Annotated in this window: 21 protein-coding genes and 1 pseudogene; 13 read left to right on the top strand and 9 right to left on the bottom strand. The window is 72.7% G+C overall.

Features of this window, described 5'->3' with window-relative positions:
• Window positions 1-22 precede the first annotated feature (22 nt).
• A complete protein-coding gene (locus FHS37_RS11340) occupies window positions 23-718 on the top strand; it encodes an NUDIX hydrolase (protein WP_184819680.1) in 696 nt (231 codons plus the stop codon).
• 117 nt (window positions 719-835) lie between these two features.
• Window positions 836-2,035: a MarP family serine protease gene (locus FHS37_RS11345; protein ID WP_184819688.1), complete on the top strand. Its 1,200-nt coding sequence runs from the start codon at window positions 836-838 to the stop codon at window positions 2,033-2,035.
• 48 nt (window positions 2,036-2,083) lie between these two features.
• On the opposite strand, the gene FHS37_RS39270 is transcribed toward FHS37_RS11345, so the two are convergent.
• From FHS37_RS39270 to FHS37_RS11370, 6 genes are all read right to left on the bottom strand, one after another.
• Complete coding sequence (locus FHS37_RS39270) at window positions 2,084-2,266, bottom strand: hypothetical protein (protein ID WP_229890132.1); 183 nt, start codon at window positions 2,264-2,266, stop codon at window positions 2,084-2,086.
• Between the two features lie 127 nt (window positions 2,267-2,393).
• Window positions 2,394-3,359, bottom strand: coding sequence for an alpha/beta fold hydrolase (locus tag FHS37_RS11350; RefSeq protein ID WP_184819690.1), 966 nt, complete (start codon window positions 3,357-3,359; stop codon window positions 2,394-2,396).
• Complete coding sequence (locus FHS37_RS11355) at window positions 3,356-3,844, bottom strand: phage holin family protein (protein ID WP_184819693.1); 489 nt, start codon at window positions 3,842-3,844, stop codon at window positions 3,356-3,358. The genes FHS37_RS11350 and FHS37_RS11355 overlap by 4 nt, the downstream gene beginning before the upstream one ends.
• 155 nt (window positions 3,845-3,999) lie before the next feature.
• A complete protein-coding gene (gene nhaA, locus FHS37_RS11360; protein WP_184819695.1) occupies window positions 4,000-5,442 on the bottom strand; it encodes a Na+/H+ antiporter NhaA in 1,443 nt (480 codons plus the stop codon).
• Window positions 5,443-5,697: 255 nt separating this feature from the next.
• Window positions 5,698-7,653 (bottom strand): acetate--CoA ligase, encoded by a 1,956-nt coding sequence (acs, locus tag FHS37_RS11365; RefSeq protein ID WP_184819697.1) that lies wholly within the window; start codon window positions 7,651-7,653, stop codon window positions 5,698-5,700.
• 204 nt (window positions 7,654-7,857) lie between these two features.
• Window positions 7,858-10,263, bottom strand: coding sequence for a bifunctional SulP family inorganic anion transporter/carbonic anhydrase (locus FHS37_RS11370; RefSeq protein WP_184819699.1), 2,406 nt, complete (start codon window positions 10,261-10,263; stop codon window positions 7,858-7,860).
• Between the two features lie 354 nt (window positions 10,264-10,617).
• Here FHS37_RS11370 and FHS37_RS11375 point away from each other — a divergent pair, with 354 nt between their 5' ends.
• Window positions 10,618-11,889 carry a polysaccharide deacetylase family protein gene (locus tag FHS37_RS11375; protein ID WP_184819701.1) on the top strand — a complete coding sequence of 424 codons (1,272 nt, stop codon included), beginning with the start codon at window positions 10,618-10,620 and terminating at the stop codon, window positions 11,887-11,889.
• A 3-nt stretch (window positions 11,890-11,892) separates the two neighbouring features.
• On the opposite strand, the gene FHS37_RS11380 is transcribed toward FHS37_RS11375, so the two are convergent.
• On the bottom strand, window positions 11,893-12,891 hold the full coding sequence (locus FHS37_RS11380) for an ATP-binding protein (RefSeq protein ID WP_184819703.1): 999 nt from the start codon (window positions 12,889-12,891) through the stop codon (window positions 11,893-11,895).
• A 101-nt stretch (window positions 12,892-12,992) separates the two neighbouring features.
• Here FHS37_RS11380 and FHS37_RS11385 point away from each other — a divergent pair, with 101 nt between their 5' ends.
• Window positions 12,993-13,817: a Fic family protein gene (locus FHS37_RS11385; RefSeq protein ID WP_184819705.1), complete on the top strand. Its 825-nt coding sequence runs from the start codon at window positions 12,993-12,995 to the stop codon at window positions 13,815-13,817.
• Between the two features lie 439 nt (window positions 13,818-14,256).
• Here the strand turns inward: FHS37_RS11385 and FHS37_RS11390 are convergent, their stop codons facing one another.
• The gene (locus FHS37_RS11390) at window positions 14,257-15,090 is read right to left on the bottom strand and encodes an HAD family hydrolase (protein WP_184819707.1); all 834 of its coding nucleotides are present in this window, start codon (window positions 15,088-15,090) and stop codon (window positions 14,257-14,259) included.
• Window positions 15,091-15,669: 579 nt separating this feature from the next.
• On the opposite strand from FHS37_RS11390, the gene ssd reads away from it, so the two are divergent.
• The 7 genes and pseudogenes from ssd to FHS37_RS11425 form a co-directional block, all read left to right on the top strand.
• On the top strand, window positions 15,670-16,776 hold the full coding sequence (ssd, locus tag FHS37_RS11395) for a septum site-determining protein Ssd (RefSeq protein WP_184819709.1): 1,107 nt from the start codon (window positions 15,670-15,672) through the stop codon (window positions 16,774-16,776).
• Entirely contained in the window at window positions 16,773-17,984 is a 1,212-nt protein-coding gene (locus FHS37_RS11400; RefSeq protein ID WP_184819711.1) for a TadA family conjugal transfer-associated ATPase, read from the top strand. The genes ssd and FHS37_RS11400 overlap by 4 nt, the downstream gene beginning before the upstream one ends.
• Before the next feature lie 53 nt (window positions 17,985-18,037).
• Window positions 18,038-18,889 carry a type II secretion system F family protein gene (locus tag FHS37_RS11405; RefSeq protein ID WP_373304300.1) on the top strand — a complete coding sequence of 284 codons (852 nt, stop codon included), beginning with the start codon at window positions 18,038-18,040 and terminating at the stop codon, window positions 18,887-18,889.
• The gene (locus FHS37_RS11410; RefSeq protein ID WP_184819726.1) at window positions 18,886-19,674 is read left to right on the top strand and encodes a type II secretion system F family protein; all 789 of its coding nucleotides are present in this window, start codon (window positions 18,886-18,888) and stop codon (window positions 19,672-19,674) included. The genes FHS37_RS11405 and FHS37_RS11410 overlap by 4 nt, the downstream gene beginning before the upstream one ends.
• Before the next feature lie 96 nt (window positions 19,675-19,770).
• Window positions 19,771-19,980, top strand: a complete 210-nt coding sequence (locus FHS37_RS11415) for a DUF4244 domain-containing protein (RefSeq protein WP_184820050.1) — start codon at window positions 19,771-19,773, stop codon at window positions 19,978-19,980.
• Window positions 19,967-20,338 (top strand): TadE family type IV pilus minor pilin, encoded by a 372-nt coding sequence (locus FHS37_RS11420; protein WP_184819729.1) that lies wholly within the window; start codon window positions 19,967-19,969, stop codon window positions 20,336-20,338. The genes FHS37_RS11415 and FHS37_RS11420 overlap by 14 nt, the downstream gene beginning before the upstream one ends.
• A gap of 245 nt (window positions 20,339-20,583) precedes the next feature.
• A pseudogene (locus FHS37_RS11425) lies at window positions 20,584-20,940 on the top strand (Rv3654c family TadE-like protein); the annotation flags it as partial.
• On the opposite strand, the gene sftH reads toward FHS37_RS11425, so the two are convergent.
• Window positions 20,888-23,458: a DNA 3'-5' helicase SftH gene (sftH, locus tag FHS37_RS11430; protein WP_229890130.1), complete on the bottom strand. Its 2,571-nt coding sequence runs from the start codon at window positions 23,456-23,458 to the stop codon at window positions 20,888-20,890. The pseudogene FHS37_RS11425 and the gene sftH sit on opposite strands and share 53 nt — an antisense overlap.
• Window positions 23,459-23,537: 79 nt before the next feature.
• On the opposite strand from sftH, the gene bldG reads away from it, so the two are divergent.
• Window positions 23,538-23,879, top strand: a complete 342-nt coding sequence (gene bldG / locus FHS37_RS11435; RefSeq protein ID WP_003991900.1) for an anti-sigma factor antagonist BldG — start codon at window positions 23,538-23,540, stop codon at window positions 23,877-23,879.
• A gap of 111 nt (window positions 23,880-23,990) precedes the next feature.
• Window positions 23,991-24,428 (top strand): ATP-binding protein, encoded by a 438-nt coding sequence (locus FHS37_RS11440; RefSeq protein ID WP_184819734.1) that lies wholly within the window; start codon window positions 23,991-23,993, stop codon window positions 24,426-24,428.
• Window positions 24,429-24,677 lie beyond the last annotated feature (249 nt).

Below are 24,677 nucleotides of genomic sequence, written 5' to 3' on the forward strand. Positions count from 1 at the left end.
GGGACAGGACGGCGGGGTGGCGATGACGCGTGCGAGTGATACCCAGGACGGCCGGGTGACGCTCGACAAGGAGGGCCTGCCCGCCTGGCTGGACCCGGTGGTCCACGCGGCGGAGACGGTCGCGCCGGGGCAGCTGAGCCGTTTCCTGCCCCCGGAGGACGGCGCGGGGCGCCAGTCCGCCGTCCTCGTCCTGTTCGGCGAGGGCGAGCGCGGCCCGGAGCTGCTGCTCATGGAGCGGGCGAGCTCGCTGCGCTCGCACGCCGGCCAGCCGTCCTTCCCCGGCGGCGCCCTCGACCCCGAGGACGGCGATCCGCAGGGCGACGGGCCGCTGCGGGCCGCCCTGCGCGAGGCCGAGGAGGAGACCGGGCTCGACCCGTCCGGGGTCCAGCTCTTCGGCGTCCTGCCGAAGCTCTACATCCCGGTCAGCGGCTTCGTCGTCACACCCGTGCTGGGCTGGTGGCGCGTGCCCAGCCCGGTCGGTGTCGTGGACCCGAAGGAGACCGCCCGGGTCTTCACGGTCCCCGTGGCGGATCTCACCCACCCGGACAACCGTGCGACGGCGGTCCACCCCCGCGGCCATCGCGGTCCGGCATTCCTGGTCGAATCGGCCCTGGTGTGGGGCTTCACGGCCGGGGTCATCGACCGACTGCTGCATTTCGCCGGGTGGGAGCGCCCCTGGGACCGGGACAAGCAGGTCCCGCTGGACTGGCGGGCGTGACAGGGTGGGCGCCGTGCCGTGCGCTCCGGGGGCCGGTGGCGACGGCGGTTCGCGCCGTGTGTCCCCGGGGCCCGGCCGAGCGGGAGCGACCGGAACGACGAGGCGAGGCGTGAAGCGGTGAACGTGCTGGACATCCTGTTGCTGGTCGCCGCCGTCTGGTTCGCGGTCGTCGGCTACCGCCAGGGGTTCGTCGTCGGCATCCTGTCGGTGATCGGGTTCCTGGGCGGTGGTCTCGCCGCCGTGTACGTGCTGCCCGTCGTCTGGGACGTCCTGACGGACGGCTCCGAGGTCAGCACGGCCGCCGCCGTCGTCGCGGTCATCGTGGTCATCGTCTGCGCCTCCGTCGGCCAGGCCCTGACCACCCACCTCGGCAACAAACTGCGCCGCTACATCACCTGGTCCCCGGCCCGCGCGCTGGACGCCACCGGCGGCGCCCTGGTCAACGTCGTCGCCATGCTCCTGGTCGCCTGGCTGATCGGCTCGGCCCTCGCCGGTACGACCCTGCCGACGCTCGGCAAGGAGGTCCGCAGCTCCAAGGTGCTGCTCGGGGTCTCCCGGGCGCTGCCCGACCGGGCCGACACCTGGTTCGCCGACTTCTCCTCCGCCCTCGCGCAGAACGGCTTCCCGCAGGTCTTCAGCCCGTTCGCCAGCGAGCCGATCACCGACGTCCGGCCCCCGGACCCGGCCCTCGCGAACAGCGCCGTGGCCGCCCGCGCCCAGCGTTCCATCGTCAAGGTCACGGGCACCGCCACCGGCTGCGGCAAGGTCCTGGAGGGCACCGGCTTCGTCTTCGACGACCGCCGCGTGATGACCAACGCGCACGTCGTGGGCGGCGTCGACGAGCCGGTCGTGCAGATAGGCGGCGAGGGCAGGAAGTACGACGCGACGGTCGTCCTCTACGACTGGAGGCGCGACATCGCCGTCCTCGACGTGCCGGACCTGAAGGCGCCCGCGCTGCGCTTCACCACCGAGGACGCGAGCAGCGGCGACAGCGCGATCGTCGCCGGCTTCCCGGAGAACGGGGCGTACGACGTCCGTTCCGCGCGCGTGCGGGGGCGCATCACGGCCAACGGCCCGGACATCTACCACCGGGACACGGTCCGCCGCGACGTGTACTCCCTGTACGCGACCGTCCGTCAGGGCAACTCCGGCGGCCCGCTGCTGACCCCCGAGGGCAGGGTCTACGGCGTGGTCTTCGCGAAGTCCCTGGACGACGCGGAGACCGGGTACGCGCTCACCGTGGACGAGATCCAGGAGGACATCGCCAAGGGCCGTACCGCGAACCAGCAGGTGGACAGCGACAGCTGCGCGCTCTAGGAGGGGCTGCGGGCCGCCCTGCCGTACGGGAGGGGACCGTACGGGCCGTCAGCCGCGCGGGTGGCGCAGACGTACCGAGACCCAGCGGGCCCGGCGGCGGAGGATGCGCGGAATTCCCACCCTGGGGTCCGTACCTGCCATCTGCGGTGCACCGCCTCGCTGGTGGGAACCCATACCGCCCGCCGAGCGGCGAGTGCGGCTTGCGTCACTGTAGTCGTGCGTCCAGCCCATACCCCGACCTCTGCCCCCACCTCATGGTCGATAACCGCCTCGCGGGCTCCCAATTGGCCTATGCGCCGGGCAAATGGCCGTTCGGGGGACGGGCGTTCAGGCGCGTGTACCGGGAGCGTCCGTCCGGTCACCGATCCGGTTCGGGATCCTTCAGCCAGTTGACCAGTTCGGTCGAGAAGGCGACCGGGTCCTCCTCGTGCGGGAAGTGCCCGAGCCCGTCGAACAGGCGCCAGCGGTACGGCGCTTCGACGTACTGACCGGACCCGGCGGCGCTGCGCGTGCGCACCACGGGGTCCAGCGAGCCGTGCAGGTGCAGCGTCGGCACCCGCACCGGCCGCTTCATCCGGCGGTTGAACTGGAAACCGTCCGGACGGGCCAGGGAGCGCACCATCCAGCGGTACGGCTCGATCGAGCAGTGCGCCGTGGACGGGACGCACATGGCGCGCCGGTAGACGGCCAGCTCCTCCTCCTCCGGTTGCCGCGGCCCGGACCAGTCCCGGATGAGCCTGGCCACCAGCGCCCCGTCGTCCGCGGTGAGCCGGCGCTCCGGGATCCAGGGCCGCTGGAACCCCCAGATGTGCGACATGGCGGCGGACTGCCGGGCGTCGGAGAGCATCGCCGACCGCCAGCGCCGCGGATGCGGCATGGACGCGACCGCCAGCCGCCGTACGAGCTTGGGGCGCATCGCCGCCGCCGTCCACGCCAGGTATCCGCCCAGGTCGTGGCCGACCAGCGCGGCGTCCGGCTCGCCGAGGGAGCGGACCACCCCGGTGATGTCCAGCGCGAGGTTGGCCGGGTCGTAACCGCGCGGGGTGCGGTCGCTGCCGCCGACGCCCCGCAGGTCCATGGCGACGGCCCGGAACCCGGCGTCGGCGAGCGCCGTCAGCTGGTGCCGCCAGGTCCACCAGAACTGCGGGAAGCCGTGCAGCAGCAGCACCAGCGGACCGTCGCCCAGTTCCGCGATGTGGAAGCGGGCGCCGTTGGCGGCGACGTCCCGGTGGATCACCTCGGCGCCGCCGGGGACGTCGAGGCGTACGGCCGAGGTGGGGTGCGCCGGGGGGGATTGCCCCGAAGGGATGGAGGAGCCCGTCATGAGGACGAGCGTGCCACAGCCTCGATGGCCTGGGGGACCCGGTCCTCCGGCAGCTCGGGACGGGGGTGCGGCTTGGCCTTCTGCAGCACGCCCGCCGTCTCCTTCACCGAGGCGGCGACCTTCTGCGGACCCCGGCCCTTCTTGGCCTTCTTCGCGAAGACGACGCCGATCAGCGCGAGGGCCAGGGCGATCAGGACGTTCGCCGCGAAGGACAGCAGGAAGCAGAGCGCGAGGTTCCAGTCGCTCCAGGTGTGGATGCCGTAGGCCAGGGCGAAGTTCAGCATCGGCAGGGAGAACAGGAGCAGCACGCCCGCCGCCATGAACGCGCCACCGCTGGTCGCGCCCCGCTTGACGTCCTGCTTGAGCTGCGCCTTCGCCAGCGCGATCTCGTCGTGCACCAGCGCCGACATGTCCGCCGTCGCCGAGGCGAACAGCTGGCCGATGCTGCGTTCGGCGCCGACCGGGCTGCCGTCGGGTGCGCTCATCGCGGTCTCCCTCTTCTGCGTACTTCTGCGTGCCTGCGCGTACGGTTCAGTCTGCCGTCTGACGGCCCGTGTACGACTGCCCGTGAGCGGGCGGTTCGTGCCCGCCCGCTCGCGTCCGACCGCCACGGTGCCGTCTTTTGTACCGTCTCGTCAGATCATGCCGGACCGTCGTGGTCCTCGCCTGCCCTGCCCGTCACTTCGGCAAGCCCGTCCCGCTCGGCGGCCTTCTCCCGGGCGAGTCGCCGGTGCTCGGCGGCCTTGCGCTCGTGGATCTCCGCCATGCGCAGGTGGTACGCCGGGTCGTCCTGCTCGTAGACGTCCGGTACGCCGCTGAGGTCCTCGTCGCGCTCCTCGTCCTCGGTCAGCCTGCGGTACTTGGCGTTCCGTACCTTCAGCAGCACCGTCGCGAGGGCGGTGGCGATCAGCGAGCCGGTCAGCACGGCGGCCTTGCCGCTGTCGGTCATGGCCGCGTCGCCCTCGAAGGCGAGTTCGTCGATGAGCAGCGAGACGGTGAAGCCGATCCCGGCGAGGGTCGCCACCGCGAACACGTCCGCCCAGGCGAGGTCGTCGCTGAGCGAGGCCCGGGTGAAACGGGCCGTCAGCCAGGTGCCGCCGAAGATGCCGACCGTCTTGCCGACGACGAGTCCGAGCACGATGCCGAGCGCCTCGGGCCGGGTGAACACCTCCGCGAGCGCGCTGCCGGAGACGGCCACGCCCGCGCTGAACAGGGCGAACAGCGGGACCGCGAGACCCGCCGAGAGCGGCCGGACGAGGTGCTCGATGTGTTCGCCGGGGGACTGCTCCTCACCCTCGTGGCGGTGGCAGCGCAGCATCAGGCCCATGGCCACGCCGGCGATGGTGGCGTGGATGCCGCTGTTGTACATCAGCCCCCACACGACGAGCGCGAGCGGGACGTACACGTACCAGCCGCGTACGCCCTTGCGCAGCAGTACCCAGAAGACGGCCAGGCCCGCGACCGCGCCGCCGAGCGCGGCGAAGTCCAGGTCGTCGGTGAAGAAGACCGCGATGATCAGGATCGCGAACAGGTCGTCGACGACGGCGAGGGTGAGCAGGAAGGCGCGCAGCGCACTCGGCAGGGAGGTGCCGATGACGGCGAGCACGGCGAGCGCGAAGGCGATGTCGGTGGCGGTGGGCACGGCCCAGCCGGCCAGCGAACCGCCGCCGACGACGTTGGTGAGGGTGTAGACGAGCGCCGGTACGGCCATGCCGCACAGGGCCGCGACCACGGGCAGCGCGGCTGCCTTGGGGTCCTTGAGGTCACCGGCGACGAGTTCGCGCTTGAGCTCGATCCCGGCCACGAAGAAGAAGACCGCGAGCAGTCCGTCGGCCGCCCAGTGCGCCACGGACAGGTTCAGGCCGAGGGCCTCGGGGCCGAAGTGGAAGTGGCTGACGCTCTCGTAGCTGTCGTGCAGCGCGGGCACGTTCGCCCAGACCAGCGCGGCGACGGCGGCGAGGAGGAGCAGGACACCGCCGACGGTCTCGGTGCGCAGCGCGTCCGTGACGAACGTCCGCTCGGGCAGGGAGAGGCGCCCGAAGACCTTGCGGGGGGTGGGGGTGGAGGTGCGGGGGGCGTTCACGGGTGGATCCTCTGGTCGGCGGGGCAGCACGAATCGCGTGCCGACCAGACTTCCCGGCGCTCCATGAGACAGCTTTTACCTTTAGCCTACCTAACGTGCTCCTGGGGCGCACCAGGAGCGTTCCCGGTGCGCACCGGGAGCACGCCGGGCGGGGCACCCGGTGTGTGCCGGGTGCCCCGCCCGGCGGTGATCAGCCGGGTGCCCCGTCCGGTGGTGATCAGCCGGGTGATCAGCCGGGTGACCGGCCCGTGCCGCTCAGTCCTCGCTGGGCGCCTGGGGCAGCTTGGCCTGGATGAGATCCATGACCGTGGAGTCCGTCAGCGTGGTGACGTCCCCGAGCTGGCGGTTCTCCGCCACGTCCCGCAGCAGACGGCGCATGATCTTGCCGGAGCGGGTCTTCGGCAGCTCGGCCACCGGCAGGATCCGCTTGGGCTTGGCGATCGGGCCGAGGGTGGCGCCCACGTGGTTGCGGAGGTCGGCGACCAGGTCCTCGGTCTCCGCCGCCGTACCGCGCAGGATCACGAAGGCGACGATCGCCTGGCCGGTGGTCTCGTCCGCCGCGCCGACCACGGCCGCCTCGGCGACCGACGGGTGGGAGACGAGCGCGGACTCGACCTCGGTGGTGGAGATGTTGTGCCCGGACACGAGCATGACGTCGTCGACCCGGCCGAGCAGCCAGATGTCGCCGTCGTCGTCCTTCTTGGCGCCGTCACCGGCGAAGTACTTGCCCTCGAAGCGCGACCAGTAGGTGTCGATGAACCGCTGGTCGTCGCCCCAGATGGTGCGCAGCATCGACGGCCACGGCTCGGTGAGCACCAGGTAGCCACCGCCGCCGTTGGGCACCTCGTTGGCCTCGTCGTCGACGACGGTCGCCGAGATGCCGGGCAGCGGGGTCTGGGCGGAGCCCGGCTTGGCGTCGGTCACGCCCGGCAGGGGGGAGATCATGATGCCGCCGGTCTCGGTCTGCCACCAGGTGTCCACCACCGGGGTGCGGTCCGCGCCGATGTTCTTGCGGTACCAGATCCACGCCTCGGGGTTGATCGGCTCGCCGACGGAACCGAGCACCCGCAGGGAGGACAGGTCGAACTTCGCGGGGATGTCGTCGCCCCACTTCATGAACGTGCGGATCGCGGTGGGCGCCGTGTAGAGGATGGTCACGCCGTACTTCTGCACGATCTCCCAGAAGCGGCCCTGGTGCGGGGTGTCGGGCGTGCCCTCGTACATGACCTGGGTGGCGCCGTTGGCGAGCGGACCGTAGACGATGTACGAGTGCCCGGTGACCCAGCCGACGTCGGCCGTGCACCAGTACACGTCGGTCTCCGGCTTGAGGTCGAAGACGGCCCAGTGCGTGTACGCCGTCTGGGTGAGGTAGCCGCCGGAGGTGTGCAGGATGCCCTTCGGCTTACCCGTCGTGCCCGAGGTGTAGAGGATGAACAGCGGGTGCTCGGCCCCGAACGCCTCCGGGGTGTGCTCGGCGCTCTGCCGCTCGACCAGGTCGTGCCACCACACGTCGCGGCCCTCGGTCCAGGCGACGTCCTGGCCGGTGCGGCGGACGACGAGGACGTGCTCGACGTTCTCCACGCGGCCGACGGCCTCGTCCACGGCCGGCTTGAGCGCGGAGGGCTTGCCGCGCCGGTAGCCGCCGTCTGCGGTGATGACGACCTTGGCGTCGGCGTCCTGGATGCGGGTCGCGAGCGCGTCCGCGGAGAAGCCGCCGAAGACGACGGAGTGCGTGGCGCCGACGCGGGCGCAGGCCAGCATCGCGATCGCCGTCTCCGGGATCATCGGCATGTAGACGGCGACCCGGTCGCCCTTGCGGACCCCCAGCTCGAGCAGGGCGTTGGCGGCCTTGGAGACCTCGTCCTTGAGCTGGGCGTAGGTGAGGGCGCGGCTGTCGCCCGGCTCGCCCTCGAAGTGGATGGCGACCCGGTCGCCGTGGCCGGCCTCCACGTGCCGGTCGACGCAGTTGTAGGCGACGTTGAGCTCGCCGTCCTGGAACCACTTGGCGAACGGCGGGTTCGACCAGTCGAGGGTCTCCGTGGGCTCCTTGGCCCAGGTCAGCCGGCGGGCCTGCTCGGCCCAGAAGCCGAGCCTGTCAGCCTTGGCCTGTTCATACGCCTCTGCCGTGACGTTGGCGTTCGCGGCCAGGTCGGCGGGGGGCGTGAAGCGACGCTCCTCCTTCAGAAGGTTGGCCAGGCTTTCGTTGCTCACGGCATCTGCCTTTCCCGGGGTGTCCGTTGTGTCCCAGGCCACAGCTCATCAGACCTGGGGGTGCGCTGACAAGGGTTGACGGCGAATTGGTTTAGACCTGTTGGTGGATGATCTGGGTCACCGTCGTCCCGGTCATCCGTTCCCACGGACCCCGGGGCAAGCCGGTTCAAGGGGTGTAACGCCTCTCACACCCGGACGGGCCCCTCACACCGCCAGGTCCACCGCCCGCACCCGGTCGAACACGCCCTCCCCGTCCCGCTCCGTGAGGAGGTACGCCTGGGCCTCGCCCACGTGGAAGTAGAGGCCGTGCAGCTCCAGGGTCCCGCCCTCCAGGGCCCGGGCCACCGAGGGGTGGGCGCGCAGGTGCTCCAGCTGCTGGACCACGTTCGTCAGGCACAGCTGCTCGACCGCGTCGGCGGGTGCCCGTCCGGCCAGTCGCGCCCGGGACCCGCTCGCGTCGCCCATGCGCTCCAGGCTCGGCAGCCCGTGCCGCAGCCACCGGCTCAGCGGTGTGTCGGCGTCGCCCGGCTCCGAGTCGAGCAGCGCCTGCATCGCACCGCACCCCGAGTGACCGCACACGGTGATCGACCGCACCGCCAGCACCTCCACGGCGTACTCGATGGCGGCCGCCACCGAGTCGTCGCCGCTCTCCTCGCCGGGGGGCGGCACGAGGTTGCCGACGTTGCGCACCACGAACAGGTCCCCCGGACCGCTGGACGTGATCATCGAGGTGACCAGCCGGGAGTCGGCGCAGGTCAGGAACAGCTGCGCGGGCTGCTGTCCCTCGCGCGCCAGCCGGGCCAGCTCACCGCGCACCAGGGGAGCGGTGTTGCGCTGGAACGCGCTGATGCCCCGCACCAGTTCGTGCCCACCGGTGCCGGACGGATCCGGTTCGCCTCCGTCGGGCACGCCCGCGCCTTCGTCCTTGCCGGGCACGGGCTGCGGACGCTCGCACTGGTGGTTGCGCCAGGCCGTCCAGGGCCGGCAGCGGCAGTCGGCGCCGGACACGTCGGCCTCCTCGTCCCCGTCCGCCGGATGGTGGCCGGTGAGGACCGCGGGCTCGGCGATCCGGACCCCGGCACGACGGCCGGTGATCTCCACGGTGCCGCCCCGCGCGGTGTGCGTGCTCTGCCAGTCCTGCAGCGCCTCGTACGCCGCGTGGTCCATGAACGACCCGTCCAGCGCCACCACGGCATCGGTTCCATGGGGCACGAGGTGCAGGGCGCGGCTGAGCCGCGGCACCGCGAGGAACGTCAACTGTCCTCGCACGCGGACGTGATGGACTCCCTCCTTCTCCTCGTGCGTGATGCGGGTGCGGGTGAGGCGGTGCAGGGCCACGCCGACGGCCGCGGCGATGCCCAGCGCCACGCCCTCCAGGACGCCGAGGGACACCACGCCGAGGGTGGTCACGGCGTAGACCAGGACTTCCCGGTGGCGGGTCACCGTGCGGATGTGGTGCAGGGACACCATCTGGATGCCGACGGCCATCACCAGGGCGGCGAGCGAGGCGAGCGGGATGAGCTCCAGGAGCGGGACCATCAGCAGCGCGGCGATCACTACGAGAACGCCGTGCAGCATCGTGGAGTTCCGGCTCACGGCACCCGCGTGCACATTCGCGGAACTGCGGACGGCCACTCCGGCCACGGGCAGTCCGCCGAGGGAGCCGGAGGCGATGTTGGCCGCCCCCTGCCCGAGCAGTTCGCGGTCCAGGTCGGACCGCCCGACGCGGGCGGGACCGGGGCGGCCGGACGCCAGCTTGTCCACGGCGACCGCGCCGAGCAGCGACTGCACGCTGCACACCAGCGTCGTCGTGAGCACGGCGGCGGCGAGGCCGAGCACCGGACCGTCGGGCAGGCCGGCCAGGGCGTGGCTGCGCCAGGACGGCAGGTCCACCTTGGGCAGGACGAGGCCGACCGCGGCGGCCACCGCGGTGGCTCCGGCGACGGCGACGAGCGCGGCCGGGACCGTGCGGGCGACGCGTCCGACCCGGCCGGGCAGCCGGGGCCAGAGCAGCAGCAGCGCCAGCGTCAGCACGCTCACCGACAGGGCCGCGGGGTGCAGGTTCGCCAACTGGGCGGGAAGCGCGCGGAGGTTGTCGGGGACGGAGCTCTGCGGGGTGCCGCCGAGGACGATGTGCAGCTGGGCGACGGCGATGGTGATGCCGATGCCGGCGAGCATGCCGTGCACGATCGCGGGGCTGACGGCGAGCGCGCCGCGCGCCACCCGCAGACAGCCCAGGCCGAGCTGGGCGAGCCCGGCGAGGACGGTGACGGCACAGGTCGTCCGCCAGCCGTACTGCTGGATGATGTCGGCGGTGACGACGGTGAGTCCGGCGGCCGGGCCGCTGACCTGGAGGGGTGAGCCGCCGAGCCGTCCGGCGACGAGTCCGCCCACGGCGGCGGCGACCAGTCCGGCCTGGAGCGGCGCGCCGGTGGCGAGGGCGATGCCGAGGGACAGGGGGAGGGCGATCAGGAAGACCGCGATCGAGGCCGACAGATCGGCGCCCGCGATGCGGAAGCGCCGCGGCCCGGTCGGCGGCGGGCTGTGGGGCGGATGGGCGCGCTCGGTCCGATCCGAGTCGGCGGCGCGGGCGGGAACGCAGGCTGACATGGTCTCCCGTCTCCTCCGGGTCTGCGCGGTCGCGGAAAGGGTGGGGCCCGCACGGTGGCGGGGCGGTCGCGGCCATGGGGCGCGGCATGAAAAACGGCGGGATGTATCAACAATCAGTAAACGGATCGTAATTCAGAGTAAAGGGCAAGCATAGACTTTCCGGGCAAATGGGGGAATCAATCATCCTCTTGGGTGAAGAGGTCATTTCATCGGCTTGTCGTACTTATTCCTTCTCGCTTCCGTGCGACGTTGGCGGCGCTGTCGGCCCGGACCGGCACAGCACCAGACATCGCCCCGTCGGGGCCGGCCCGAGGGAAGTCGGGGTCGGCCCGAGAGAAGGAAGAAGGTGGGCGGATGGCCGCCACCCACAGGATCACCGCGGGCGCCGTGATCGCCGCGGTCTGCATCGCCCCGCTCGCCAGCTGCGGGACCGGCACCGACGGCACCACCGAGGGGAAAAGGGACCAGGAGAAGGCCGAACCGGCTCCCGCGCCGAAGAACGTCGTCCGGTTGATCGGCGACGGCTCCACCGCGTACACCGGGGCGCAGCCGCGCCTGCTCCGGCCCGAGCGGCTGAAGCCGGGTGAGAAGCCCCCGCAGTTCGTCGTCTTCTCCTGGGACGGGGCGGGCGAAGACGGCCAGAAGCTCTTCTCCCGCTTCCGCAAGGTCGCCAAGGAGAACGACGCGACCATGACGTACTTCCTGAGCGGCGTGTACCTGCTCCCGGAGAGGAAACGCGACCTGTACCACCCGCCGCAGCACTCCCCCGGCCGCTCCGACATCGGCTTCAACGACCGGCGGGGCATCGCCGACACCGTGAAGCAGCTGCGCCTGGCCTGGCTGGAGGGCAACGAGATCGGCACCCACTTCAACGGGCACTTCTGCGGCAGCGGCGGCGGGGTCGGCGAGTGGTCGGTGGCGGAGTGGAAGGACGAGATCGCCCAGGCCAAGCGCTTCGTGAAGACCTGGAAGACCAACGCCGGCATGAAGAACGCGGCCCCGCTGCCCTTCGACTACGACAAGGAGCTCATCGGCGCCCGCACCCCGTGTCTGGAGGGGCGGAAGAACTTCCTGAAGGCCGCTCGCGACCTGGGCTTCCGCTACGACACCAGCGGCGTCAACAACCAGGTGTGGCCGAAGAAGAAGCGCGGCCTGTGGGACCTGTCGATGCAGCTCGTGCCCTTCCCCGGGCACTCCTTCGAACAGCTCGCCATGGACTACAACTTCATGGTCAACCAGTCCGGCACCACCACCCAGGGCGACCCGGCCAAGCACGAGCTGTGGGGCGACCAGATGCGGGACGGTCTGCTCAAGGGGTTCAAGCGGGCCTACAAGGGCAACCGTGCGCCCCTGATCATCGGCAACCACTTCGAGTCCTGGAACGGCGGCACCTACATGCGCGCCGTCGAGGAGGTCATCGAGGCGGTGTGCACCAAGTCCGGGGTGCGCTGTGTCTCCTTCCGGCAGCTCGTGGACTGGCTGGACGCCCAGGACCCGAAGACGCTGGCGAAGCTGCGCACCCTGGACGTCGGCGAGGCCCCGGAGCAGGGCTGGAAGTCCTTCCTGGCCGCCGCCCCCGCCCCGGCCCCCAAGGGCGTGCCCGGGGCGCCGGCGGCGAAGCGGTGAGCGTCAGGCGGACGCCGTGACCCTCTCGGTCCCCTCGATCCTCTCGCCGAGCACGAAGCCCGGGTCGACCTGCGCCGCCAGGTCGGTCCCGGTGCGCTCGTCGCCCCACGACCGGGCGTTCTTCAGGTGGAAGTGCACCATCTGGCGGGTGTAGCGCTCCGCGTCGCGGAGGGGGTACGTCGCATCGGCGGCCCTGTGCAGCAGGCGCAGGGCGTGGCGGTTCGGCTCCTCCAGGAGCGCGAACCGGGGCGGTCGGCCCTTCTCCATGGCCCGGACCCAGTCCGAGTGCCCCACCGTCACGAGCAGGTCGTCCCCGACCTCCGCGCGGAGGAAGTCGAGGTCGTCCGGCCCCTGCACCTTGTTGCCGACGACCTTCAGAGTGACGCCGAAGTCGCGGGCGTACTCCTTGTACTGGCGGTAGACGGAGACCCCCTTCCGGGTCGGCTCGGCCACGAGGAACGTGATGTCGAAGCGGGTGAACATGCCGGAGGCGAAGGAGTCCGAGCCGGCCGTCATGTCCACCACGACGTACTCGCCGGGGCCGTCCACCAGGTGGTTCAGGCACAGCTCCACCGCTCCGGTCTTGGAGTGGTAGCAGGCGACCCCCAGGTCGGCGTCCGTGAAGGGGCCGGTGACCATCAAACGGACGGCCCCGCCGTCGAGTTCCACCGGCCGTGCGCAGGCGTCGTAGAGCGGGTTGTCCTCGCACACCCGCAGCAGCCGGGAGCCCGCACCGGGCGGCGTCGTCTTGATCATCGTCTCGGCGGACGCGATGCGCGGGTTGGTGCCGCGCAGGTAGTCCTTGATCAACGGGAGGTGCTCGCCCATCGAGGGCAGCGCGGCCGCCTCCGCCTCGTCGAGCCCCAGCGCGGCTCCCAGGTGCTGGTTGATGTCGGCGTCGACCGCGACGACCGGGGCGCCCTCGGCCGCGAGGTGACGGATGAACAAGGAGGACAGGGTCGTCTTTCCGCTGCCGCCCTTCCCCACGAAAGCAATTTTCATGTTCACCAAGCGTAGTGGCCTGATAGCTGTAGGTGGCAGCGGGGCGTGAAGAAGACCACTCCTTCGTGGGTGCGGGGCCCGGGGTGCGTAGTGTCGTACTCATGAGTACGACAGGCGCGACCGCCGATCCCCTTGCGGCCCTGGGCTCCCTGCCCGGAGTGGCCGACTCCGTGGAGTCCGTGCGCAAGGCCGTGGACCGGGTCTACGGACACCGGGTCATGCGTCGGCGCAGCAACGAGATCACCTCCGAGGCGGCGCTGCGCGGCGCCCGCGGCTCGGCGGCGCTCTCGGGCGCGGACTGGGCCCTGGAGGAGGTGCGCCGGCGCAGCGACTTCGGCAGCGACGCCGAGGCGCGCACGATGGGCGCGGCCCTGCGCCTGACCGCCGAGGCGGGCCAGCTGCTGTCCATCTGGCGGCAGTCGCCCCTGAGGGTGCTGGCCAGGCTGCACCTGGTGGCGGCGGCCGACAAGGCCGAGCAGGTCGGGCGGCCCCGGCAGGAGGGCGAGCAGGTCGACGAGCCCCTGATCGGGCTCGGGGTGCCGAGTGCCGCGGAGGCGCACGGCCGGCTGGAGGGGCTGTCCGAGCTGATCGTCGCGGGCGGTTCCGCCCCGGCGCTGGTGACGGCCGCCGTCGTCCACGGAGAGCTCCTCGCCCTGCGCCCCTTCGTCTCCCACAACGGCCTGGTCGCGCGGGCCGCCGAGCGGATCGTCCTGATCGGCAGCGGTCTCGACCCGAAGTCGGTCTGTCCTGCCGAGGTGGGGCACGCCGAACTGGGGCACGAGGCCTACCTGGCGGCCCTGGAGGGCTATGTATCCGGTACGCCCGAGGGCGTGGCCGCCTGGATCGCCCACTGCGGGCGGGCGATCGAACTCGGGGCGCGCGAGTCGACGGCGGTGTGCGAGGCGCTCCAGCGCGGGGCGGCGTGACGCGCGCGTGGCGTGACGCGCGCGGTGTGAGAAGCGGCGTGGGAAAGAAAAGGGCCCCTTGAGGGGGCCGGGCAGAGATGCGGCGGTACGAGAACTCGTACCGCCGCTGGCATGGCCACCGGGTTACCAAGCGTCCTCGATACATGCCCATCAGGTCGGGGACTTTGCCCGTCACCTGGTGCGGCTGGCCCGTAATCGACGGGTCGACGTCGCGTGGGTGCCCGGTGTTCATGCGCGGTCCGTGGGGCCAAATGCGTTGTGAAGGTGATCCTCTCGGATGTCCTTGGTCTCGCGGGCCGTTGAGTCCTTTGTACTCCAGGAATGAAGCAAGCGGAAGTCCCGGACCTGCTTCTTTACTTTTAGGTTCAAATACGCGTCAAACGGGCAGCGGTGCGCGCGACGGCGGCCGGTGGCGGGTGGAACGTTTTCCGAGGTGCGGTCAGGCCACCGTCGCGCGGCGCCGGCTGGCGTACCAGACGAGGCCCGCGGTGGCCGCCGCGGCCCCTATGGCGGCTGCCGCGACCAGGGCGGGGCGCGGCGGCACGGAGAACGCGGGGAAGCGCTGCTTGAGCCGGACGGGCCGGTGGAAGTCCAGGATCGGCCACTCGCGCGCGAGGGCCTCCCGGCGCAGCGCGCGGTCCGGGTTCACGGCGTGCGGGTGGCCCACGGACTCCAGCATCGGCACATCGGTCACCGAATCGCTGTAGGCGTAGCAACGGGCCAGGTCGTAGCCCTCGGACTCGGCCAGCTCCCTGATCGCCTCGGCCTTCGTCGGGCCGTACGCGTAGTACTCCACCTCGCCGGTGAAGCACCCGTCGTCGCCCACGACCATCCGGGTGGCGACGACCCGGTCGGCGCCGAGCAGCTCGCCGATCGGCTCGACGACCTCGGCGCCGGAGGTGGACACGATCACGACGTCCCGGCCGGCGGTGTGGTGCTCCTCGATCAGGGTGGCGGCCTCGTCGTAGATGATCGGGTCGATCAGGTCGTGCAGCGTCTCGGCGACGATCTCCTTGACCTGCTGCACGTTCCAGCCGCGGCACAGTGCGGACAGGTACTTGCGCATCCGCTCCATCTGCTCGTGGTCGGCGCCGCCGGCCAGGAAGACGAACTGGGAGTACGCGGTACGCAGGACCGCTCTGCGGTTGATCAGACCGCCTTGGTAGAACGACTTGCTGAACGTGAGTGTGCTCGACTTCGCAATGACCGTCTTGTCCAGGTCAAAGAAGGCGGCTGTGCGGGGCGACGAGTGGTTTTCCACGCCCTTGAGCATAGGCGCAGCCCATTCGGCGTAAGGTGGGGCGTGTGGGTTTGCCTGAGAGGGCTCTCGGGTACACCATGGAAGTCACGGATCGTTCGCGACCGTGCTAACCCGGTCCGACTCCTCCCCCCCCGAGTCGGCCGTGGGGACGACCCCCGCTCTCCCCCCCGGCGGGGGTCGTCGCATGTCCGGGTGGGTTTTTCCCCTCTCTCCGTGACCGGAGCGCCGTTGGGGTGCCGCAGGCGAGAGATGATTGTCATGTTCATGAACTGTAACCGTGGGTAGCTGTCGGACTGCTCTGCGGAAGTCGTACAGGAGATGTGCGGGGCTCGCCGGTATGGGTGACGGCGATATTCACAACGGCCGTGGCATCCACAGTTTTCGACCAAGATCCACGCGATTTTCCCGAGCGCTGCACCGTGATTCCAGCGCGTCCCGCTCGCCGCGAGTTCACTCCCGGTTTGCCGTTTGTCGGGTCGCGCACGGCCGGTTTCCGTCTGCCTTCCGCAGGGAGACCGCTTGCCGGCACTTCACACCTGGGAATCGCGGGGCCCTCGCGGCTGCGCGGGAGACACAGCAAAGGGGACGAACATGGCCGGGACCGTCACGCGCGATCCGCTGCCCGACGCCGGAGGTGGCCGGCAGGGCGCACCGCTGATCGTCACCGAGGACGCCGGACTCCTCGACGATCTGCTGCGCCTGTGCGCGGCGGCCGGCGCCACACCGGAGGTCCATCACGGGGTTCCGGAGCCGAGGGGCGGTTGGGAGGCCGCGCCGCTCGTCCTCGTCGGCGACGACGCCGCGCGGCGCGTGCGCGGGGCTCCGCGACGGCGAGGAGTGGTGCTGGTCGGCCGCGACCAGGACGATCCGGGGGTCTGGCGGCGGGCCGTCGAGATCGGCGCCGACCACGTGCTGATGCTGCCCGACGGCGAACAGTGGCTGGTGGACCGCATCGCCGACGTGGCGGAGGGCGTCGGACGGCCCGCCCTGACGGTCGGCGTCATCGGGGGCCGGGGCGGGGCGGGAGCGTCCACGCTCGCGTGCGCGCTCGCCGTCACCTCCGCGCGGGAGGGTCTGCGCACGCTCCTCGTGGACGCGGATCCGCTGGGCGGCGGACTCGACGTGGTGCTCGGCGGCGAGACGGCCGAGGGACTGCGCTGGCCCGCGTTCGCCGCCTCACGCGGGCGGGTCGGCGGTGGAGCCCTGGAGGAGTCGCTGCCCGAACTGCACTCCCTGCGGGTGCTCAGCTGGGACCGCGGCGACTGCGTCGCCGTACCGCCCCAGGCCGTCCGCGCGGTGCTCGCCGCGGCGCGGCGCGGCGGCGGCGCGGTCGTGGTCGACCTGCCGCGCCGCGTCGACGACGGGGTCGCCGAGGTCCTCGCCCAGCTCGACCTCGGACTCCTCGTGGTCCCCGCGGAACTGCGCGCCGTCGCGGCGGCGGGGCGTGTCGCCTCCGCCGTGGGCATGGTCCTGCGCGACCTGCGGGTGGCGGTCCGCGGGCCGTACGCGCCCGGCCTGGACGACCGCGAGGTGGCCCGGCTGCTCGGGCTCCCCCTGGCAGGAGACGTGCCCGTCGAACCCGCTCTGCAGCGCCCGCACGGGACGGGGCAGCCACCCGGGGCGTCGGGCCGGGGCCCCCTGGCCCGCTTCTGCAAGGAGTTCTGGGAGCGGGCGCTGGTGGAGGCGAGGGCGGCATGAGGAGGCCGACGGTGACCGGAGCGGGGATGCCGCCCGCTCTGCTCGACGGAGTGCGGCGGTGGCTGGCCGAGAGCGGGGCCGAACCGACGCCCGCGCGGGTGGCGCAGGCGTTGCGGGACCAGGGGCGGGTGCTCGGGGACGCCGAAGTGCTGGGAGCCGCCCAGCAACTGCGGTCCGAGTTGGTCGGCAGCGGACCGCTGGACCGGCTCCTCGCCGACACGTCGGTGACGGACGTGCTGGTGTCCGCGCCGGACCGGGTCTGGGTGGACCGGGGCGGAGGACTGGAACTCACCGACGTCTCCTTCCCCGACGCGATGGCCGTCCGGCGCCTCGCACAGCGGCTGGCGGCCGTGGCCGGCCGGCGCCTGGACGACGCCCGGCCCTGGGTCGACGCGCGCCTCCCCGACGGGACACGGCTGCACGCGGTGCTGCCCCCGGTGGCCGTCGGCTGTGCCTGTCTGTCGCTGCGGGTGGTGCGGCCCCGCGCCTTCACGCTCGACGAACTGGTGGCGGCCGGAACGGTGCCGCCGGGCGGGGACCGCGTGCTGCGGGCGCTGCTGGACGCCCGGTTGTCGTTCCTCGTCAGCGGGGGCACCGGCAGCGGCAAGACGACCCTCCTGAGCGCTCTGCTGGGGCTGGTCGGGCCGGACGAGCGGATCGTGCTGGCCGAGGACTCGGCGGAACTGCGGCCCGACCACCCGCACGTCGTGCGCCTGGAGACCAGACCCGCCAACCAGGAGGGTGCGGGGCTCGTCACCCTCGAGGACCTGGTGCGGCAGGCGCTGCGGATGCGGCCGGACCGGCTGGTCGTGGGCGAGGCGCGCGGCTCGGAGGTGGTCCATCTGCTGGCCGCCCTCAACACGGGGCACGAAGGCGGCTCCGGGACGGTCCACGCCAACGCCGCCGCCGACGTTCCGGCCCGGTTGGAGGCGCTCGGTACGGCCGCCGGACTCGACCGGCTCGCGCTGCACAGCCAGCTGGCGGCCGCCCTCTCGGTGGTGCTGCACCTCGTGCGCGACCGGACCGGACGGCGGCGGATCGCGGAGGTGCACGTGCTGGAACGGGACCCGTCGGGGCTGGTGCGGACGGTGCCGGCACTGCGGTGGGGGCCGGAGACCTTCGTGTACGAGCGGGGATGGGAGCGGCTGCGGGGGCTGCTGCGGGCCCCGGACCGCGGCAGGGGACTGCGAGAAGGGGCCGGGGGATGAGCGGGGTGATCGGGATGACGGCCGAGGTGACCGAGACGGTGAACGGGATGTCGATGGGCGCGGCCGTGGCGTGTCTGGGGACAGCGGCCTGGCTGCTGGGCGGCGGGCGGGCCGGGGCCAGGCGGGCGCGGTTGCTGCTGGCCGGTGGGGCAGCGGCCGGGAGCGGGCCACCGGGACGGCCCCGCGTGACCCTCGGGTGGCGGTGGATCCGCGAGCGGCTGCACGCGGAGTGGTGGTCGCCGGCCGCCGGGATGGTGCTGGCGGTGCTGGGTTCGTCGGTGCTGCCCGTCGTCGCGGGGGCGGCCGGGGTGCCCCTGCTGCGGCGGGCGCGGCTGGCCGCCCGGGAGCGCCGGGTGCGCGAGAGCCGGGGGGACGCGGTGATCGGGTTGTGCGGCGCGCTCGCCGGGGAGGTGCGTGCGGGACGACAGCCGGGTGCGGCGCTGCTGACGGCCGCGCGGGACTCCGGCGGGCTCGGCGACGCACAGGCGGCCGTGCTGGCGGCGGCGCGCTTCGGCGGGGACGTTCCGGAGGCGCTCGCGGCGGCGGCGGGACAACCGGGCGCCGAGGGGCTGCGAGGACTCGCCGCGTGCTGGCGGGTGGCCGTGGACCAGGGCGCCGGGCTCGCGGACGGGCTCGACCGGCTGGAAGCGGCGCTGCGGGCCGAACGTGACCAGCGCGCCGACCTGCGCGCCCAGTTGGCCGGTGCCCGCGCCACGGCGGTGATGCTCGCCGGACTCCCGGCGGTGGGCCTCGCGCTCGGCACCGCCCTCGGCGCCGACCCGTTGCACATCCTGCTGCACACACCGTCGGGGCTGGGCTGTCTGGCGGCCGGCGGGGTGCTGGAGGGACTGGGGCTGTGGTGGGCGCTGCGGATCGTGCGGGGCGCCGAGGAGGTGGCGGGGTGAACGGGGACGTCGTCCACAGGCTGGGGGCAGTGGTGGGGGTGGTCTCGGCGCTGGTGTGGCTGGTGCGGTGGGGGGACCGGACGCGACAGGCACGGAGGACGCGGCGGCGGCTGGCCGGGGCACTGGCTCCGCGGCCGACGGCGGCCGCCCCACGCCTCCCGGTGCCGAGCGCCGCGCGGAACTGGCTGCCGCACGCGTGTGTGGCGTGTGCCGGGTGGGCGCTGGTGGGCGGCCTCACCGGAGTCGTTGTGGGGCTGATCGCCGCAGCCGGACTGTGGCGGTGGCGGGCGGCGGAGGACCCGCGCCGGCGCGAGCGTGAGCGCCTCGCGGCCGGGGTGACGCGTCAGCTGCCCCTCGCCGCCGATCTGCTGTCCGCCTGCATCGCGGCGGGCGCCGGTCCGGTGACGGCCGCGCAGGCGGTCGGAGACGCCCTGGGCGGGCCGGTCGGGGAAGCGCTGGCGCGGGGCGCGGCGGAGGTACGGCTCGGTGGTGAACCGGGTGCGGCCTGGCAGCGGCTGGCTTCGGTCCCGGGCACCGTGGCTCTCGCCCGGCTGCTGGAACGGGCCGACGCGTCCGGGCTCCCCCTGTCCGTCCCCGTGGCCCGGCTCGCCGCCGAGGCCCGCGCTGAATGGGCCCGCGCGGCGACGGCGCGGGCCCGGCGGGCGGCCGTCATGGTCAGCGCGCCGGTGGGTCTGTGCTTCCTGCCCGCGTTCGTCGCGGTCGGCGTGCTGCCCGTGGTGATCGGGCTCGCGGGCGGGGTGCTGGGAGGGGGCGGTGGTGCCTGACGGACGGTGACCGGACGGGCGGCCGGTGAGCGGGCCGTGCAGACGAGTGGTGTTTCACGCGGTGTTCCAACAGGACCTTTCCTCATGGGGGTTGTGATGTATCAGGCGGTACGGGCACGGCTGCGTGCCCTGGTGTGCAGGGTGCGTGCGGTACGGAGGGACGCGGGAATGGTGACCTCCGAGTACGCGATGGGGATCGTGGCGGCGGTGGCGTTCGCCGTGGTGCTCTACAAGGTGGTCACGAGCGGGCCGGTCAGCACGGCCCTGCGCAACATCGTGCAGCAGGCACTCGATGGCCGGATGTGAGCGGGGCGGCGACCGGGGGTTCGTGACGGCGGAGTCGGCCATGGTGCTGCCCGTGCTGGTGATGTTCGCGACGGCGCTGGTCTACGGGCTGCTGGTGGTGGCGGCACAGATCCAGTGCGTGGACGCGGCACGCACGGGCGCTCGCGCGGCGGCCCGCCAGGACCCGCCCGACGCGGTCGTCGAGGTGACCCGCGGAGCTGCGCCGCCCGGCGCGGAGGTCAGGGTGAGCAGGGAGGCCGAGCACGTCCGGGTGGTCGTCGTGGCCAGGCCCCCACTGCTGGACGGGTTGCCCTTCGACGTACGGGAGGAGGCCGTGGCAGCGGTGGAGGAGACGGTGACGGTGGGGGCGGAGGCATGAGGTCCGGACACGGGGCGCGGCGGCCCGGGGCCGGCCCGGGGTGCGTCGGTCCGCGGGCCCGCGGCAGGGGGCCTTCAGGGCCGGGACCCGTCGGTCGGGGGCCTTCAGGGTCGGGACCCGCCGGCCGAGGAGCCGGCGAGCCGGATTCCGGCGGCTTCGGGGCCGCCGACCGGAGACCTGCCGACCGGGGATCCGCCGACCGGGGATCCGCCGACCGGGGATCCGCCGACCGGAGAGCCGTCACCCGCGACTCCGCCGACAGGGGGTCCGCGACCGTCTGGAGCGTCGGGGCGGTCGCGGTGCTGTGTGTCGTCTTCGGCGCCGTCCTGGCCCTCGGGCACGCGGTGGTGGTCCGGCACCGCGCGGCCGGGGGCGCGGACCTCGCGGCGCTCGCGGCGGCGGACCACTGGACGCAGGGCGGCACGGCCGCCTGTGCCCGGGCGGAGCGGGTGGCCCGGGCACAGGGCGCGCGGCTGGTGCGGTGCGCGGTCGTCGGCGAGGTCTCGGACGTGTCGGTGGCGTCGGGCCGGGGGCCGTTCACGGCGGAGGTCAGGGCGCGGGCGGGACCTCCGGGTCCGGCGGAGTCCCCGCCCCCGGTCCCGAACCGGCTCCCGGAGCCGGGTCCGTCCCCGGCCACCGGTCCGGGGCCGCCTCCACTCCCTCCGGCCGCTGGTCCGGTGCCCCCTCCAGCAGCACCGTGAGCAGCCGCACCGCGCCCCGTTTGTGCAGGGGGTCGTTGCCGTTGCCGCACTTGGGGGACTGGATGCAGGACGGGCAGCCGGCCTCGCACTCGCAGGAGGCGATGGCCCGACGGGTGGCGGTGAGCCAGGCACGGGCGGTGTGGAAGGCGCGTTCCGCGAAGCCCGCGCCGCCCGGGTGGCCGTCGTAGACGAAGACGGTGGGCAGCAGGGTGTCGGGGTGGAGGGGGACCGAGACGCCGCCGATGTCCCAGCGGTCGCAGGTCGCGAAGAGCGGCAGCATGCCGATCGACGCGTGCTCGGCGGCGTGCAGGGCGCCGCCGAGGATCTCCGGACCGATCCGGGCCCGGTCCAGCTGGTCCTCGGTGACCGTCCACCACACCGCGCGGGTGCGCAGCGTACGGGGAGGAAGGTCGAGCTTCGTCTCGCCCAGCACCTCACCGGTCATGACGCGCCGGCGCAGGAAGGAGACCACTTGGTTGGTGACCTCGACGGAGCCGAAGCACAGGCGGCCGTCGCCCCACGGGATCTCGGTGTCCGTCTCCAGCACGGAGATCGACGTCGTGTCACGGGCGACCGTCGTGTACGTCGGGTTCGCCTGCTCGACCAGGGCGACGGAGTCCTCCAGGTCGAGGGAGCGGACGAGATACGTGCGGCCCTGGTGCAGGTGGACCGCGCCCTCGTGGACGCTCGTGTGGGCGGCGCCCGCGTCGACCGTGCCGAGCAGCCTGCCGGTACCGGCCTCGACGACCTGGACCGGTCGGCCGCCCTCCCCGCGGATGTCGGCGAGGTCGGCGGCCCGCTCCCGGCGGGTCCAGTGCCAGGCCTTCGTCCGGCGGCGGAGCAGCTTCGCGGCCTCCAGCTGCGGGAGGAGTTCCCCGGCGGCCGGGCCGAACAGGTCGAGGTCCCCGTCCGTCAGGGGCAGTTCCTCGGCCGCCGCGCACAGGTGCGGGGCGAGCACGTAGGGATTGTCGGGGTCGAGGACGGTGGACTCCACGGGCTGGTCGAACAGGGCCTCGGGGTGGTGGACGAGGAAGGTGTCCAGCGGGTCGTCGCGGGCGACCAGGACGGCGAGGGCGCCCCGCCCGGACCGTCCCGCGCGGCCGGCCTGCTGCCACAGGGAGGCCCGGGTGCCCGGGTAGCCGGCGATCACCACGGCGTCCAGGCCGGAGATGTCCACGCCGAGCTCCAGCGCGTTGGTCGCGGCCAGGCCGAGGAGTTCGCCGGAGTGCAGGGCCCGTTCCAGAGCACGGCGCTCCTCGGGGAGGTAGCCGCCCCGGTACGCCGCGACCCGCCGGGCCAGTGAACGGTCGACCTCGGCGAGGCGCTCCTGGGCGATCACGGAGATCAGCTCGGCGCCGCGCCGGGAGCGTACGAAGGTGACCGAGCGGACGCCCTGCACGGTGAGGTCGGTCAGCAGGTCGGCGGCCTCGGCGGTGGCGGTACGGCGGACGGGCGCGCCCTTCTCGCCGTGCAGCTCGGTCAGGGGCGGCTCCCAGAGGGCGAACACCAGTTCACCGCGCGGTGAGGCGTCGTCGGCGACCTCCACCACCGGCAGGCCGGTGAGACGGCGGGCGGCGACCGCGGGCTCGGCGGCGGTCGCGGAGGCCAGCAGGAACACCGGCGAGGCCCCGTAGCGCGCGCACAGCCGGCGCAGCCGGCGCAGCACCTGGGCGACGTGCGAGCCGAAGACACCCCGGTAGGTGTGGCACTCGTCGATGACGACGTACTTCAGTGCCTTGAGGAAGGAGGACCAGCGGGCGTGGGACGGCAGGACGCCCCGGTGCAGCATGTCCGGGTTGGTCAGCACGTAATTGGCGTACTGGCGGATCCACTCGCGTTCCTCGAACGGCGTGTCGCCGTCGTAGACCGCCGCACGCACCGAATGGCCCAAAGGATGTGAAAGTTCCTTCACGGACCGGCACTGGTCCGCCGCGAGGGCCTTGGTGGGGGCGAGGTAGAGGGCGGTCGCGCCGCGGCCGTTCGGTGCCTCGGCACCGTCCAGGAGGGTCGACAGGACCGGTGCGAGGTACGCCAGGGACTTGCCGGAGGCCGTGCCGGTGGCGACCACGACCGACTCGCCGTCCAGGGCGTGTTCGGCGGCGCGTGCCTGGTGGGCCCAGGGATGATCGACGCCCGCGGCCCGCACGGCGGCGACGACCTCCGCGCGGATCCGGTCCGGCCAGACGGCATGGCGACCCGCGCGCGGGGGCAAGTGCTCCGTATGAGTAATGCGCGAAGCCCGGCTCGGTCCGGACGCGAGCCGGTCCAGGACCGCGCCCGGCACGGACCCGGACGCGGTGTCCGCCGGGGGTCGATCGGATCGGTGATTCTTGGCCATCGGCACCGAGTGTGTCACTGGAGTGACGGACAATGGGGTCAAGGCGTCGTGCACGCCTGCCGGTAAGTGATTGAATGCCATCGCGGCTGGCGAACCGTCCCGGGGGCTGAGCCGAGATGCCCCAAGGGCGACCGCTCGATAGCTAGGTGCTGGAGGATCCGTGGACCTGTCCCTGTCGACCGAGACCATGGGCGATCGCACGATCGTCAGGGTCGGTGGCGAAATCGACGTATATACCGCGCCCAAGCTGCGCGAGCAGCTGGTCGAGCTGGTGAACGACGGCAGTTTCCACCTTGTCGTCGACATGGAGGGTGTGGACTTCCTCGACTCCACCGGACTCGGCGTGCTGGTCGGCGGCCTGAAGCGCGTCCGTGCCCATGAGGGCTCGTTGCGCCTGGTCTGCAACCAGGAGCGCATTCTCAAGATCTTCCGTATCACCGGCCTCACCAAGGTGTTCCCGATCCACACCTCGGTCGAGGAAGCGGTGGCGGCCACCGACTGACAAGCGGCTCCGGGCCGGTGCGCCCGGGCGGCAGAAGTGAAGCACGAGGGGGGCCGCGCTCTTCGGCGGCTCGGCCCCTCCACAGCACGCCCGTAGTTGCGAGGGGGATGCATGGCCACCGTCGAACTCCGCTTCAGCGCGCTGCCCGAACACGTGAGGACCGCCCGGCTCGTGGCGGCGGCGGTGGCGCGCAGGGCCGGAGTGGACGAGGCCGTCCTCGACGAGGTCAGGCTCGCCGTCGGCGAGGCGTGCACGCGAGCCGTGGGGCTGCACCGGAACGGCGGCATCACGGCGCCCGTGAAAGTGCTGCTGATCGAGGAGGAGAAACAGTTCTCCATCGAGGTCGGCGACGAGGTGCCCCACGCGGTCCCCGGCGGGCACCCGCCCGGTGACGGGGCCGGCGACGCCGACGTCGAGACCGAGGAGGACGAGATGGGCCTCGCGGTCATCAGCGGCCTCGTCGACGACGTCGAGGTCAGTGCCGGGGCACACGGCGGATCGATCCGCATGAGGTGGCCCACCACGCCGCCGACCACCCTCCCGGTCTGAGCCGGTTCACCCGAACAGCGACTCTTTCAGACGAAGGGCCCCACACGTGGGGCCCTTCGTCATGTGCGGCCGTCAGTGCCCGCGCTTACAGTGGTCTCGTGCGGTTGATCGCGTGAATTCATTCACGATCAATTGCATCATTGAAGTGCGATCAAGTGAATGCGGCAAAGGCATTACCGATTTCGGACCCCTGGCCACCCGGAGATCATTGGGTGAAGGGCGCGTGCAGGCCATTTGTATTTCGCGTGC

Origin of the sequence: Streptomyces griseomycini (assembly GCF_014203535.1) — a bacterium.
In the GTDB taxonomy this organism is placed as follows: Bacteria; Actinomycetota; Actinomycetes; order Streptomycetales; family Streptomycetaceae; genus Streptomyces; species Streptomyces griseomycini.